Below are 12,896 nucleotides of genomic sequence, written 5' to 3'. Positions count from 1 at the left end.
GCGCCGTGGCCACCCTCTGCCGGCCCGCCATCGCGGTCCCGGAACACCTCATCACCCGCGAGCAGACCCTCGAACTGGCGCGCGACCTGCACCGCGACCACCCGCAGCTCGACCTCGCGCTCCGGCTCATCGCCAACACCGGCGTGCGGACCAGGCACATCCTCCAGCCGATCGAGGACACCCTGAAGCACCCCGGCTTCGCCGCGCGCAACGCCCTCTACGAGAAGGAGGCGAAGTCGCGGGTGCCCGACGTGGTGCGCCGGGCGCTGGGGCACGCCGACCTGGCGGTGACCGACATCGACCTGATCGTGTACGTCTCGTGCACCGGGTTCACGATGCCGTCGATGACCGCCTGGCTGATCAACACGATGGGGTTCCGGCACTCGACCCGGCAGCTCCCAATCGCGCAGCTCGGCTGCGCCGCCGGCGGTGCGGCGATCAACCGGGCGCACGACTTCTGCACCGCCTACCCGGGGTCGAACGTGCTGGTCGTGGCGTGCGAGTTCTGCTCGCTGCTGTACCAGCCGACGGACCTGGCCGTCGGCAACCTGCTGTCCAACGGCCTGTTCGGCGACGCCCTGGCCGCGGCCGTCGTGCGGGGCGAGGGCGGGGACGGGGTGCGGATCGAGCGCAACAGCTCCCGCCTGGTCCCCGACACCGAGAGCTGGATCTCCTACGAGGTCCGCGAGACCGGCTTCCACTTCCTGCTGGACAAGCGGGTGCCGGGCACGATGTCCGTGCTCGCGCCCGCCATGCGGGACATGGCCGAGCCGCACGGCTGGGACATCGCGGGCCTCGACTTCTACATCGTCCACGCGGGCGGGCCGCGCATCCTGGACGACCTGGGCAGGTACCTGCGCCTGCCGCGGTCGACGTTCCGGTACAGCCGCCGGACGCTCGCCGAGCGCGGCAACGTGGCCAGCGTCGTGGTCTTCGACGCCCTGGCGCGGCTGTTCGCCGACGGCGGCGCGGAGCACGGCGCCCGGGGCGTGATCGCCGGGTTCGGCCCCGGGATCACCGCGGAGATCGCGCTGGGCACGTGGACCGCGACCGGCGTCGGCACCTCCCGCGACGAGGCGGACCGGCGCCCCGCCCTCGCCTGACGGGCTCACCCCCGGGAGGTGGACCCGCCCCGGCGGGCCGGGTTCGCGCTCGGCGTCCCCCGGCGGGGTGCGGATCGAGGGCCCGGGTCCGCACGGCCACCCGTCCGGGACATACTGACCGGTATGACCACACTCGACCACTGGGGCGGGACGAGCCGGCACGTCGACCTCGACGGCGCTCCGGTGCACTACGTCGACTTCGGCGGCGACGGCCCGCCGATGGTGCTCGTGCACGGCCTGGGCGGTTCGCACCTCAACTGGTGCCTGCTCGCGCCCCACCTGGTCGACCGGTACCACGTGCTGGCCGTCGACCTGGCCGGGTTCGGGCTCACCCACCCCGAGGGCCGCGCCACGACGGTGCCCGCCAACGCGCGGCTGCTGGACCGGTTCCTCGCCGAGGTCGTCGGCGAGCCCGTGGTGCTGGTCGGCAACTCGATGGGCGGGATGGTCGCGATCCTGCACGCGGCCCGCCGCCCCGCGTCGGTGACCGCGCTCGCGCTGCTCGACCCGGCCGTGCCGATGCCGCTCGGCGTGCGCCCGGACCCGCAGGTGGCGGCCGCGTTCGCGATGTACGCGCTGCCGGGCGTGGGGCAGTGGTTCCTGGCGAAGTCGCGGGCCGGAGTGTCGACGCGGCGGCAGGTCAAGCGGATGCTGAACCTGGTGTGCGCGAACCCGAGGTCCGTGCCGGAGGAGGTCGTCCTGGCGTCGATGTCGCTGTTGGAGCAGCGCGCCGAGATCCCGGGGCTGGACGAGGCGTTCCTGACGGCGGCGCGGTCGGTGCTGTGGACCGGTGCCACCAGCCGGCGGTACTACACGGCGATGAGCAGGGTGCGCGTGCCGGTGTACCTGATGTCGGGCGACCAGGACCGGTTGGTGCCGCTGGCGTCCGCGAGGGCCGCCGCGCGGCGCAACCCGTCGTGGCGCTTCGACGTGCTGGAGGGCGTCGGCCACGTGCCGCAGATGGAGGTGCCGGAGCTGGTGGCCTCGCGGGTCAAGGACTGGCTGGCGACGCTGGGCTGACGAACTGCGCCCAGGCCGCGCGGGAGAAGGTGAGCGTCGGCCCGGTCGGGTTCTTCGAGTCGCGCACGTCGATCGCACCGGGCACGAACCGCACCTCGACGCAGGCCGGGTTCTCGGCGCTGCGGCTCGACTTGAACCAGCCGGTGCGGTCGTTCACTCGAACTCCTCCCGGATCCGCTCGATCAGGCGCAGGGACTCGGCCCGGTCGAGCGCGAAGTCCATCGCCTGGCTGTGAGCCAGACTGTACTCGCGGATCCGCATGGGTTGATCGATCAGATCGGTGGTCGAGACGGTCTCCTGCCACACCAGGTCGGGCAGCCTGCTGCTGGCGAACCCGAGGAGGTAGAACGTCGACCCGCCGATGGCGTTGTGGTAGTCGGCGGTGAAGGGGACGACCCGGACGTCGATGGTGTCGGGGTGCTCCTCGATCTTGGCCGCCAGGTGCGCGAGCTGCGCCGCCATCACCGCCCGGCCGCCGACCTGCTGCCGCAGCCCGGATTCGGTGATCACGGTGGTGAGCCGGAGCGGGTTCTCGCCCTCCAGGCGTTCCTGGCGCTTCAGCCGCACCTCGACCCGGCGGTGCGCCTCGGCCAGGCGGATGCTCGGCGCGCCGCCGTTCATGATGGCCATGGCGTAGTCGCGGGTCTGCAACAAGCTCGTGATCATGCCCGCGCTGTAGGCCCTGATGCTCTCCGCGCCCGCCTCGAAGCCGAAGTAGCGCAGCACCTCACCGCTGAACATGGCGGAGTAGGGGCTCCACCAGGCGCGTTTGCCGGCCTCCTCCCGGAGTTGCTGGAGTTCTTCGACCTCCGAGGCGTCGAACTCGAGGACGGCGGCCAGTTCGGCGAGCTTGCGCTCGTTGATCTTCAGCTTGCCGGTCTCGACGCCCGACACGTACGACTGGCCGGTGCCGATCGCCTGCCCGGCCGAGGCGGCGGTGACGCCCATGAGTTCCCGGCGCTCGCGCAGGCGAAGGCCGAGTTCCCAGCCGGCGACGGATGGTGACAGTGCCATGATTCATCACCCGATCGGGTTGTGCCACTTGCTGATATCAGCAAACGTCGGCACGATCATAACAGGGCCGGAGATCGGAGGGCGGAAATGGGTCGGGCGCAGGTGCACCTGTGGGCGCAGGTGCCGGGTGATGTCTGGATCAACTACGAGGTGGAGCCGGGAGGGGGCGCGGTGGTGTTCAAGATCGGGCAGGACGTGGAGCTGTACGTCGACCCGCAGGCGCTGGCCAGGATCGGTGAGGCGGCGGTGGAGGCGGTGGAGCTGGCCGGCGCGGTGGCGGCCGATCACCGCAGCCCCCGGTCGCGCTGATCACGGCCGCGCTGATCACGGCCGCGCTGATCACGGCCGCGGGCCGCACTGTCGAGGAGGTGATCGCGAAGATTCGAGACGGCTCGGTACTGGCGCAATCAACCTGCACGAAACATCATGGTCACCTGGGGTTCGCGCTCGACGCGGAGCGGGGGAGAGGCCATGCCGGGACTGCCGGGCACCGCACCGGGTCACGCCGACCTGGGTCAGGAGCCGCTCCCCGCCGCGGCGGTGCTTCCCACCGCGGACCGGAGCGCCACTGCCGCGGCCACGTCGGAGCACCGCTCCTCACCGGCCACGACGGCCCGGTCCACCGCTCCGAGCGCTGACTCGGGCCGAGCCGGCGGGCCCGGGTCCGGAACCACTCCGAACCGAAGGCCGGGATCTGCGACCGGCCGAGCCGCAGGTCAACCCACCGGGTCCGGGGCCGCTCCGGGCGGAGGCCCAGGGCTTGCGGCCACCCGAGCAGCAGATCATGGCCTCGATTTCGAGGTCACGTCGAACCGGGACCCAGGGTTTGCGGCCACCCGAGCAGCAGATCGAGGTCTCGATTCCGGGGTCGCGTCGAACCGAGGTCCCGGAGCTGCGGCCACCCGAGCAGCAGGCCAAGGCACCGGTTCCAGAGCCACTCCGAACCGAAGGCCGGGATCTGCGGCCGGCCGAGCAGCAGGGCAAGGCACCGGCTCCGGAGCCGCGCCGAACCGAGGGCTGGCCAGAGCGGCGAAAGCGATCCTGAAGACGTCACCGGGCCCGGCCGCGGCCGAAGCGTCGGGCACCACGCAGGTCCCCGGGGCGGAACCGGCGCCGTCCCCGGTCTCCTCGGCACCCGTCAGCTCGGTTGGGGCTCCGGCGTCCGAGGGCGCACCGAAGCGCAGACGACGCGGGGTTGCCGTAGCGCCAGATCCGGGTTCGGCCGGGGTCGCCGCACCGCACGCCGAGCCCTCAGCGGGGGAGGACCCTGCCGTGGTGCCGGTACCGGTACCTGAGCCCGCGCCGGTGTCGGTGCCGTCGCCGAGGGAGGCTTCGGCGGACGGGCCGCCGACCCCGGCGCCCGGGTTGCTCTGGTACCTCACCGAACCCACGCGGGCCGCGGTGGGGATCGGGCAGTTCGCGGCGACCCGCTCGCTCCTCCGCGGCGCGCCCAGCGGTGACGGGCACGTGGTGCTCGTGCTGCCCGGGCTCGGGGCGACCGACGCGTCCACCGGGACGTTGCGCAAGTTCCTCGCCCGCCTCGGGTACGACGTGCACGGCTGGGGGCTCGGGCTCAACATCGGGCCGTCGGTCGGGGTCGTGCGCGGCATGCGGGAGTTGTTGCGGGAGTTGGCCGTCGGGGGGAAGGTCAGCCTCGTCGGGTGGTCGTTGGGCGGCATCTTCGCCCGCGAGCTGGCCCGCGAGCACCCCGGCGTGGTCCGCCAGGTCATCACCCTCGGCAGCCCGTACGCGATGACCGACCTGCGCCAGACCCGCGTCAACCCGGTGTACCAACTGCTGACCAAGCTGTACGTCGCCGGCGCGGACATGCCACCGCCCGAGCACACCCGCCCGCCCTTCCCGGTGCCGTCGACCTCGGTCTACTCGAAGGCGGACGGCATCGTGGCCTGGCAGACCTGCATCTCCGCGCCCGGCACGCGGCAGGAGAACGTCGCGGTCAACTCCAGCCACCTGGGCTACGGCTACAACGCCACCGTCCTGTGGCTCGTCGCCGACCGCCTGGCCCAACGCCCGAACCGCTGGCGGCCGTTCACCCCGCCGCCCGGCATGGCGCGCATGTTCCCCCAACCGGACGCCGGTCACTGAGCGCGGGAGCACGTCGGGAACCGTTGTGCCACGGTGAAATCTGTCTGACCGCGACATTCCTCAGTGGACCGGACATTGCTCGATTCGGGTGACCGGGCCGTTTTGTCAACCACCTGACCACAGCCGTTCAGCACGTGGGCGGGCTTGTTCGCGCGTCGGCGAAGTGGCTACGGTTCCGCCGCTCCACGGCAAACGCCCGCAACCCCGCACCTCCCGCACGCCGTACCCCGCACCTCCCGTACCCCGCACCTCCCGCACTTCGGCACCCCGCCGCTCCGCACCCGCCCCACCGGAAGGACCTCGCCATGAGCGTGTCCGCGCGACCACGCCCGCGTGCCCTCGACTCCCCGGCACCCCAGGTCGTCGCCGCCCGCCACCCGTGGCGGTGGGTGGGTGTCGTCGCCGTGCTCGTCCTGCTGTCCCAGTTCATCCACGGCCTGGCGACCAACCCCGGCTGGGACTGGGCCACGTTCGCCCGCTTCGTCACCGCGAAGTCGATCCTGAACGCGGTCGTCGTCACGCTGGAGCTGACCCTCTACGGCACGGTCCTGGGCTTCGCCCTCGGCATCGTGCTGGCCCTGATGCGGCTGTCCCGCAGCCGGTTCCTGGAGACGGTCAGCTGGACCTACGTGTGGGCGTTCCGCTCGATCCCGCTGATCGTGCAACTGCTGTTCTGGTTCAACATCTCCTACCTCTACGACGAGCTGAGCTTCGGCATCCCGTTCGGCCCGTCGTTCGTCAGCTTCCGCACCCAGGACCTGATCAGCCCGATGGGCGCGGCGGTGCTGGGGCTCGCGCTGCACCAGGCGGCGTACGCGGCGGAGATCGTGCGCTCCGGCGTCATCTCGGTGGACCACGGCCAGCTCGAGGCCGCCGCCGCGCTGGGCATACCGCGGTCGCGCCAACTGCGCCGGATCGTGCTGCCGCAGGCGATGCGCTCCATCCTGCCCAACGCCACCAACGAGGTGATCAGCCTCTTCAAGGGCACGTCCGTGGTGTCCGTGATGGCGATCGGCGAGCTGTTCTACCAGGTGCAGGTGATCTACGGCCGCAACGCGCGGGTCGTCGCGCTGCTCATGGTCGCCACCGCCTGGTACATCGCGCTGACCACCCTGCTGTCGGTCGTGCAGCACTACGTCGAGAAGCACTACGCCAAGGGCGCGACCAGGAACGAGGACGGGTGGAAATGGGCGAGGTGATGGTGGACGTCCGCGGCGTCCACAAGAGGTTCGGCGACAACGAGGTGCTGCGCGGCGTGGACCTCCAAGTCGGCGCGGGCGAGGTGGTGGTCGTGCTCGGGCCGTCCGGCTCGGGCAAGTCGACCCTGCTGCGCACGATCAACCACCTGGAGAAGACCGACCGCGGCCTCGTCGGGATCGACGGCGAGCTGATCGGCTATCGCAGGCGGGGTGACAAGCTCTACGAGCTCCGCGAGCGCGAGGTGCTCCGGCAACGCGCGCACGTCGGCTTCGTGTTCCAGAACTTCAACCTGTTCCCGCACCTCACGGTGCTGGAGAACATCGTCGAAGCGCCCGTCGCCACGGGCCGCAAGTCACCGGCCGAGGCACGCGCGCAGGCGCTGCGGCTGCTGGAGCGCGTCGGCCTGTCGGACAAGGAGTCGGCCTACCCCCGGCACCTGTCCGGCGGCCAGCAGCAGCGCGTCGCGATCGCCCGCGCCCTGGCGCTGGAGCCGAAGGTCCTGCTGTTCGACGAACCGACCTCCGCGCTCGACCCCGAACTGGTCGGCGAGGTGCTGGACGTGATCCGCGACCTCGCCCGCACCGGCACCACCATGATCATCGTCACGCACGAGATCGGCTTCGCCCGGGACGTGGCCGACACCGTGGTCTTCCTCGACGGCGGCGTCGTGGTCGAGCAGGGACCGCCCGGGCAGGTGCTGGACGACCCGCAACACCCGCGCACCCGCGCTTTCCTGTCCAAAGTGCTCTGAACAACCCTGGAGAACCGTTGTCCGCACTGAAGATCGTCGCCGCGATAACCGCACTCGTCTCACTGGTCGCCTGCGGCGCCGACGACGGGACGACCGAGAACCAGGTGGTCGCCGCAGGCAAGACCGTGAACCTAGGCCCGGACCAGCAGCGCGTCACCGCGACGAAGGTGGACGCCATCGCCGCCAAGGTGCCCGAGGAGTTCCGCCGCACCGGCAAGCTCGTCGTCGCCGGGTCGGTCACCACCGCGCCGCCGCTGCGCTTCTACGCCACCGACGACAAGACGCCGATCGGCGTGGAGACCGACCTCGCGGTGCTGATCGCCGGCGTGCTGGGCCTCGAACCCCAGCTCGAGACCACGTCGTGGGAGAACCTGTTCATCGGCCTGGACAGCGGCACGTACCCGCTGGGCCTGTCCAACATCACGGTCACCGAGGAGCGCAAGGAGAAGTACGACTTCGCCACCTACCGGCTGGACACGCTGGCGTTCGAGGCGCGCAAGGGCGGCTCCTGGCGGGTGACCAAGCCCGAGGACGTGGCCGGGAAGGTCATCGCGGTCGGCTCCGGCACCAACCAGGAGAAGATCCTGGTCGAGTGGAGCCGGGCCAACGAGGCGCGCGGCCTGGCGGCGACGGACATCAAGTACTACCAGAACGCCGCCGACTACTACCTGGCGCTGGAGTCCGGCCGGATCGAGGCCTACCTCGGCCCGAACCCGACCTCGGCCTACCACGTGGCCACCTCCGGCAAGACCGAGATCATCGGCACGTTCTCCGGCGGCGGCTCGACCGTGGGCAAGATCGCCGCGACCACGAAGAAGGGCAGCGGCCTGGCGCAGCCGGTCGCCGAGGCCATCGACCACCTGATCGCCAACGGCCAGTACGCCGAGGTCCTGGACCGGTGGGGCCTGCGGGACGAGGCCGTCCAGAAGAGCGAGGTCAACCCGCCGGGGCTGCCGAAGACGGCGTGATCCCGCACGGTGGACGACCTTGAGGACGCCGACGACGGGTTGCATGCTTCGGCACATGAACCAGCCACTCGTCGTCGGCGTCCTCGTCGGCAACCCCCGCCCGGGCTCCCGCACGTTGAACGCCGCACTGGCCCTGCGGGAAGCGGTCCGCGGCGCGTTGGCCGCCCGGGGTTCCGAGGTCGCCGGGAACGGACCGGTCGTGGACGCGGCGGAACTGGCGTCGTCCGTGTTCGCGCCGGGTTCCACGGCCGTGCGGGAGGCGTTGGACGAGCTGTCGGCGGCGGACGTGCTGGTCGTGGCGTCGCCGACCTACAAGGCCACGTACACCGGTCTGCTCAAGGCGGTCCTCGACCAGGCGCCCGGGAACTGGCTGCGGGGCAGGACCGCCGTGCCGCTGCTCGTGGCCGCGGCGGACAAGCACGCGCTGGCCGTGGAGCTGCACCTCAAGCCGCTGCTCGCGGAGCTGGGCGCGGCGGTGCCCGGCCGAGGTATCTTCGTCAACGAGGCGCTGCTGTCCGGGGAGGACCGGGCGGAGCTGGTCGGCGCGCTGGGCGCGCAACTGGCCGAGGCGGGGTGGTTCACCGCCTCGGCCCTGTGACGTCTCAGGCCACGGACTCGCCCGCGCCGTCGGCCGCCGCGGCCAGGAACCGCAGCACCGCCCTGGCCACCTCGTCGTTCTGCCGGAAGTTCGGCGCGTTGGTGCCGGGCCGGGCGAAGGCCGCGTACGCCTTGCTGGTCGTGTAGGGGCCGACGGCGAAGCGGCGGGCGTGGGGCGTGCCGGTGACGTCGACGATCCGGCTGTCGGCCGCGTCGACCAGCACCATTCCGTCCACATCGGACACGTCACCGCTCGCCGCCAGCGACCTGAGCAGCGGGTCGGCGGTGAGCGACAGGGTGTGCTCGGGCAGGCGCGCCTCGATCAGCCCGGTCGCGCGCACGACGTGCGACGGCACGCTGGCGCTGCCCGCCAGGAACACCCCGCCCTCCGCGCGGACCCACGTGTTCGCGCCCAGGAACCGCACCACACCGGCGCGGGACAGGGCCAGCAGCTCCTCCAACCGGTCCGGCGGCGGTCCGCTGGCGATCGAGCTGAAGAAGCCGTGCCACCAGCCGCCCTCGCCGCGCAGCCGACCGGCCGCCGACAGGACGGCGAACTGGCCGTACACGCCCAGCAGCGCCAGGAACGCGCCCAGGTCCGCGCTGAACGCCGAGTCGGACCGCCGGGCCACGTCCGCGATCACGTGCGCCCGCAGGAACTCCTGGAACTCCTCCGACGTGGGGAACTCCACCCCGTCGATGGGCCGGTCCAGCCGCTCGAAGTCGATGCGGTCCTCGTCGGCCGGCACGGTCGCGTCCTCCAGCGCCCGCATCCCGTCGCCGTACCAGTCCAGCTCGGCGAACCGCGCGGAGAACTCCTCCCACGTGGCCCGCACCCGTGACGGGTGCGCGGTGAACAGCTCGCGGTAGTGGCCGTAGGCGATCTCCTTGGCCATCAGCGGCCACACGTCCCGCCGGAAGTCCAGCTCGCCGGGACGGGCGAGCAGGTCGGCGGCCCGGAAGAACCGGGGCGGCTCCGGCGGCGCGCCGCGCAACCGGTAGCCGGTCTTGGAGTGGTACGGCGTGCCGCGGCGCGAGCCGACGTGCAGGCGCGGTTCGCGACCGGACGGCACGTACCGCAGCACGCCGTCGACCCGCTCGAACCGTCCGCCCCGCCCCTCGCCCAGCAGCACGGCCAGGTCGACGAACGCCAGCCCCAGGCCCCGCACCACGACGTCCTCACCGGCCCGCACCGCCGACAGGTCCGTGTCGGCGGTGTAGTCCGGCGGCAGGTACGTGAGGCCGTGCGCGGCCGCGTAGTCGGCCAGTTCCCGGTGCTCGGGCGCGACGACGGTGTCCAGGTGGCCCAGCACGAGCAGGACCACGTCCGCCACCAGGGGCTCGGCCCGGTCCGCGAGCCACACCCGCTGCCGCACCTGGGCGGACCCGGTGATCCGCACGACCTTCGTGGCGTGCTCGGTCACCGAGCTGCCCTCGGGCAACCAGGACACGGCCCGGGCGTGGAACCACCTCAGGTACGCGCTCTGCACCCGCCTGCTCGGGAACGTCGTGGGCCCCATCGCCTCCAGCTCGGCCCGCACGGCCGGGTCGAGGTCCACGCCCGACAGGCACGACCGGGCCCACTCGGCCAGCGACGGCCCCGGCCGGATCGGCCCCTCGCACGCCACCGAGTCGTCGGTGAACACCGTGACGTCCTCGGCCATGGAGTTCATCCGCAGCAACGGCGACTGCTCGTGCCGCCACACCCGGCCCGCGCCCGCCGCGAACGGGTCGACCAGGTGCACCTCCAGCGGTCCGTCGAACAGCTCCGGCGCGTTGGCGCCCAGCCGTTCCAGGATGCCGGACGTGCGCGGTCCCGCACCCACCACCACGACGACGCTCATCGCGCGCCCCGGCCGTAGTAGCGCTCGACGTAGTGCTGGCCGACGCTGAGCAGGCTCGTGACGAGCACGTACCAGAGGGTCGCGACCAGCAGCAGCGGGATGATCAGGTAGTTGCGGTTGTAGATGAGCTGGACGGAGTACAGCAGGTCCTGCACGGCCAGCACGCTCACGATCGAGGTGCCCTTCAGCGTGCCGATGAGCATGTTGCCCGCCGCCGGGACGATCGACCGCATCGCCTGCGGCAGCACGATCCGCCGCAGCACCCGGGACCGCCGCAGGCCCAGCGCCGCCGCGGCCTCGGCCTGCCCCGCGTCCACCGACAGGATGCCGCCGCGCACGACCTCGGCGGCGTAGGCGGCCTCGTGCAGCACCAGGCCGATGATCACCGACGTCAGCGGGCCGATCACCGGCGCGGAGCCGGACAGCGCCGGGTACAGCGCGCCGAAGTTGAACCAGAACAGCAGCTGCACCAGCAGCGGCACCGAGCGGAACAGCCAGACGTAACCCCAGCTCACGCCCACCAGCACCGGGTTGCCGGACAACCGCATGACGGCCAGCACGCCGCCGAGCGCGAAGCCGAGCACCACCGTCAGCGCCGTCAGCCACAACGTCAACCACAGGCCCCGCAGCACGGCGGTGGTGGCGAAGTACCGGGCGACCACGCCCCACTGGAACTGCTCGTTGGTCACCGCCGACCACAGCACGACGCCCACGGCGGCGAGCACGAGCACGGCGGAGGCCCAGCGCCAGGGGCGGCGCAGCGGGACGATCACGGGCGCCTCGGACGCCTGCGGCGGCGAGGAGAGGGTGGACGCGCTCATCGGCTGCTCCAGAGCAGGGGGGATCACGACAATCGGGCCGCGTCCCTCAACGCCGCACGGTGATCGTATTGGCGCGCCGTCGAGACCCGTCAAGGCATTCCGGTATTTGGACGGTGGTCGAAGGCCGTTGACGGCGACCCGCGCCGCTGTTGCACTGGGATCGTGGAAAGCACGCGGTTGGTCACCCGCGACCACATCGACTTCGGTCGGGTGTGGTCGGCCTCCTGTCGGGGCTGACGCCCCGCGTTTTCCGCACACCGTCGACCCCGCGCGTCTCCCTCAACGTCGTGTGCGCGTCGACGTCTTCTCCCTCCTGACGGAAGGTACTGACGTGCCTGTTGAGTTCCTGGGGATCGGCGGCACCAACGACGGTTCCGAGACCCACCCGCGCAGCGGTCTCGCGTTCGACAAGGACTACACCCTGCGGCTGGCCCGCGCGCACGAGGAGCACGGCTGGGACCGCGTGCTGTTCGCCTACGGCTCCGGCTCGCCCGAGCCCGCGCAGGCCGCCGCCTACGTCGCCACCAGGCTGGACAAGCTCCAGATCCTGTTGGCGCACCGGCCGAACGTGTCCTACCCGACGTTCGCCGCGAAGACGTTCGCCACGCTCGACCAGATCAGCGACGGCCGGCTGACCGTGCACTTCATCACCGGCGGCACGGACCACGAGCAGCAGCGCGAAGGCGACTACCTGACCAAGGACGAGCGGTACTCGCGCACCGAGGAGTACATCCGCATCGTCAAGAAGGCGTGGACCTCCCGCGAGCCGTTCGACCACGAGGGCGCGCACTACCGGTTCGCCGACTTCGTGAGCGACGTGTTCCCGGTGCAGCAGCCCCGGCCGCGCGTGTCGTTCGGCGGCTCGTCACCCGCCGCCTACAAGGCGGGTGGCGCGGAGGCGGACATCTTCTGCCTGTGGGGCGAACCGCTGGCCGACACGGCGGCGCAGATCGAGTCGGTGAAGCAGGCGGCGCGGGACGCGGGCCGCACCGACGTGCCGCGCATCCAGGTGGCGTTCCGCCCGATCCTCGGCGCGACGGAGGAGCTGGCCTGGGAGAAGGCGCACCGGATCGTGAACGACATCAAGACGCGGACCGGTGGGGTGAACGCCTTGACCCGCAGGCACTCGCTGAAGAACCCGGAGAACACCGGCTCCCAGCGGCTGCTGGAGATCGCCGACCGCGGCGAGCGCTTCGACCGCGCCCTCTGGACCGCGACCGCCGCCGCCACCGGGGGCGCGGGCAACTCCAACGCCCTCGTCGGCACGCCCGAGACCGTGGCGCAGGCGCTGCTCGACTACTACGACCTGGGCGTCACCATCCTGTCCGCCCGCGGGTACGACATGGTGAACGACACGATCGACTTCGGCCGCCACGTGATCCCGATCGTGCGGGAGGAGGTCGCCAAGCGCGACCGGGAACGCGCCGCGGCCGTGCCGGAGGCCCGTGAGATCGCGGTGGACGGCTGACCGC

At 71.8% G+C, this 12,896-nt stretch carries 13 protein-coding genes; 9 read left to right on the top strand and 4 right to left on the bottom strand.

Translation table 11 applies throughout. From position 1 onward, the window contains the following. Nucleotides 1-5: 5 nt before the first annotated feature. Complete coding sequence (locus ACIGNX_RS19295) at nucleotides 6-1,103, top strand: type III polyketide synthase (RefSeq protein WP_396541827.1); 1,098 nt, start codon at nucleotides 6-8, stop codon at nucleotides 1,101-1,103. A 123-nt stretch (nucleotides 1,104-1,226) separates the two neighbouring features. Next, on the top strand, nucleotides 1,227-2,123 hold the full coding sequence (locus ACIGNX_RS19290) for an alpha/beta fold hydrolase (RefSeq protein ID WP_396541825.1): 897 nt from the start codon (nucleotides 1,227-1,229) through the stop codon (nucleotides 2,121-2,123). Here the strand turns inward: ACIGNX_RS19290 and ACIGNX_RS19285 are convergent. Both ACIGNX_RS19285 and ACIGNX_RS19280 read right to left on the bottom strand, forming a co-directional pair. Next, nucleotides 2,095-2,280 (bottom strand): DUF397 domain-containing protein, encoded by a 186-nt coding sequence (locus tag ACIGNX_RS19285; protein ID WP_396541823.1) that lies wholly within the window; start codon nucleotides 2,278-2,280, stop codon nucleotides 2,095-2,097. The two genes, ACIGNX_RS19290 and ACIGNX_RS19285, sit on opposite strands and share 29 nt — an antisense overlap. After that, nucleotides 2,277-3,137, bottom strand: coding sequence for a helix-turn-helix domain-containing protein (locus tag ACIGNX_RS19280; RefSeq protein ID WP_396541821.1), 861 nt, complete (start codon nucleotides 3,135-3,137; stop codon nucleotides 2,277-2,279). The genes ACIGNX_RS19285 and ACIGNX_RS19280 overlap by 4 nt, the downstream gene beginning before the upstream one ends. 87 nt (nucleotides 3,138-3,224) lie before the next feature. Between ACIGNX_RS19280 and ACIGNX_RS19275 the strand changes: the two genes are divergently transcribed. The 6 genes from ACIGNX_RS19275 to ACIGNX_RS19250 all read left to right on the top strand — a co-directional run bounded on the left by ACIGNX_RS19275 (nucleotide 3,225) and on the right by ACIGNX_RS19250 (nucleotide 8,760). Further along, nucleotides 3,225-3,446: a hypothetical protein gene (locus tag ACIGNX_RS19275; protein WP_396541819.1), complete on the top strand. Its 222-nt coding sequence runs from the start codon at nucleotides 3,225-3,227 to the stop codon at nucleotides 3,444-3,446. Between the two features lie 966 nt (nucleotides 3,447-4,412). Then, complete coding sequence (locus ACIGNX_RS19270; RefSeq protein ID WP_396541817.1) at nucleotides 4,413-5,243, top strand: esterase/lipase family protein; 831 nt, start codon at nucleotides 4,413-4,415, stop codon at nucleotides 5,241-5,243. A gap of 305 nt (nucleotides 5,244-5,548) precedes the next feature. After that, nucleotides 5,549-6,442, top strand: coding sequence for an amino acid ABC transporter permease (locus ACIGNX_RS19265; protein WP_396541815.1), 894 nt, complete (start codon nucleotides 5,549-5,551; stop codon nucleotides 6,440-6,442). Next, nucleotides 6,430-7,194, top strand: coding sequence for an amino acid ABC transporter ATP-binding protein (locus tag ACIGNX_RS19260; protein WP_396541813.1), 765 nt, complete (start codon nucleotides 6,430-6,432; stop codon nucleotides 7,192-7,194). Before ACIGNX_RS19265 ends, ACIGNX_RS19260 begins: the two co-directional genes overlap by 13 nt. A gap of 17 nt (nucleotides 7,195-7,211) precedes the next feature. Continuing rightward, complete coding sequence (locus ACIGNX_RS19255) at nucleotides 7,212-8,162, top strand: ABC transporter substrate-binding protein (RefSeq protein ID WP_396541811.1); 951 nt, start codon at nucleotides 7,212-7,214, stop codon at nucleotides 8,160-8,162. A 55-nt stretch (nucleotides 8,163-8,217) separates the two neighbouring features. After that, nucleotides 8,218-8,760, top strand: coding sequence for an NADPH-dependent FMN reductase (locus ACIGNX_RS19250; protein WP_396541809.1), 543 nt, complete (start codon nucleotides 8,218-8,220; stop codon nucleotides 8,758-8,760). 4 nt (nucleotides 8,761-8,764) lie between these two features. Here the strand turns inward: ACIGNX_RS19250 and ACIGNX_RS19245 are convergent, their stop codons facing one another. Continuing rightward, nucleotides 8,765-10,603: an FAD/NAD(P)-binding protein gene (locus ACIGNX_RS19245; RefSeq protein WP_396541807.1), complete on the bottom strand. Its 1,839-nt coding sequence runs from the start codon at nucleotides 10,601-10,603 to the stop codon at nucleotides 8,765-8,767. Continuing rightward, nucleotides 10,600-11,424: an amino acid ABC transporter permease gene (locus tag ACIGNX_RS19240; protein ID WP_396541805.1), complete on the bottom strand. Its 825-nt coding sequence runs from the start codon at nucleotides 11,422-11,424 to the stop codon at nucleotides 10,600-10,602. Before ACIGNX_RS19240 ends, ACIGNX_RS19245 begins: the two co-directional genes overlap by 4 nt. A 331-nt stretch (nucleotides 11,425-11,755) precedes the next feature. Between ACIGNX_RS19240 and ACIGNX_RS19235 the strand changes: the two genes are divergently transcribed. Continuing rightward, entirely contained in the window at nucleotides 11,756-12,892 is a 1,137-nt protein-coding gene (locus tag ACIGNX_RS19235; RefSeq protein ID WP_396541803.1) for an LLM class flavin-dependent oxidoreductase, read from the top strand. Nucleotides 12,893-12,896: the final 4 nt, after the last annotated feature.

Source organism: Actinosynnema sp. NPDC053489 (assembly GCF_044544865.1).
Classification (GTDB): domain Bacteria; phylum Actinomycetota; class Actinomycetes; order Mycobacteriales; family Pseudonocardiaceae; genus Actinosynnema.
The sequence above is the reverse complement of the archived record's forward strand: the minus strand, read 5'-3'. Positions and strand labels throughout refer to the sequence as shown.

Coding starts and splice junctions, on each gene's coding strand:
- ACIGNX_RS19240 (WP_396541805.1), bottom strand. CDS start 11,424: ATGAGCGCGTCCACCCTCTCCTCGCCGCCGCAGGCGTCCGAGGCGCCC.
- ACIGNX_RS19260 (WP_396541813.1), top strand. CDS start 6,430: ATGGGCGAGGTGATGGTGGACGTCCGCGGCGTCCACAAGAGGTTCGGC.
- ACIGNX_RS19245 (WP_396541807.1), bottom strand. CDS start 10,603: ATGAGCGTCGTCGTGGTGGTGGGTGCGGGACCGCGCACGTCCGGCATC.
- ACIGNX_RS19280 (WP_396541821.1), bottom strand. CDS start 3,137: ATGGCACTGTCACCATCCGTCGCCGGCTGGGAACTCGGCCTTCGCCTG.
- ACIGNX_RS19290 (WP_396541825.1), top strand. CDS start 1,227: ATGACCACACTCGACCACTGGGGCGGGACGAGCCGGCACGTCGACCTC.
- ACIGNX_RS19265 (WP_396541815.1), top strand. CDS start 5,549: ATGAGCGTGTCCGCGCGACCACGCCCGCGTGCCCTCGACTCCCCGGCA.
- ACIGNX_RS19275 (WP_396541819.1), top strand. CDS start 3,225: ATGGGTCGGGCGCAGGTGCACCTGTGGGCGCAGGTGCCGGGTGATGTC.
- ACIGNX_RS19250 (WP_396541809.1), top strand. CDS start 8,218: ATGAACCAGCCACTCGTCGTCGGCGTCCTCGTCGGCAACCCCCGCCCG.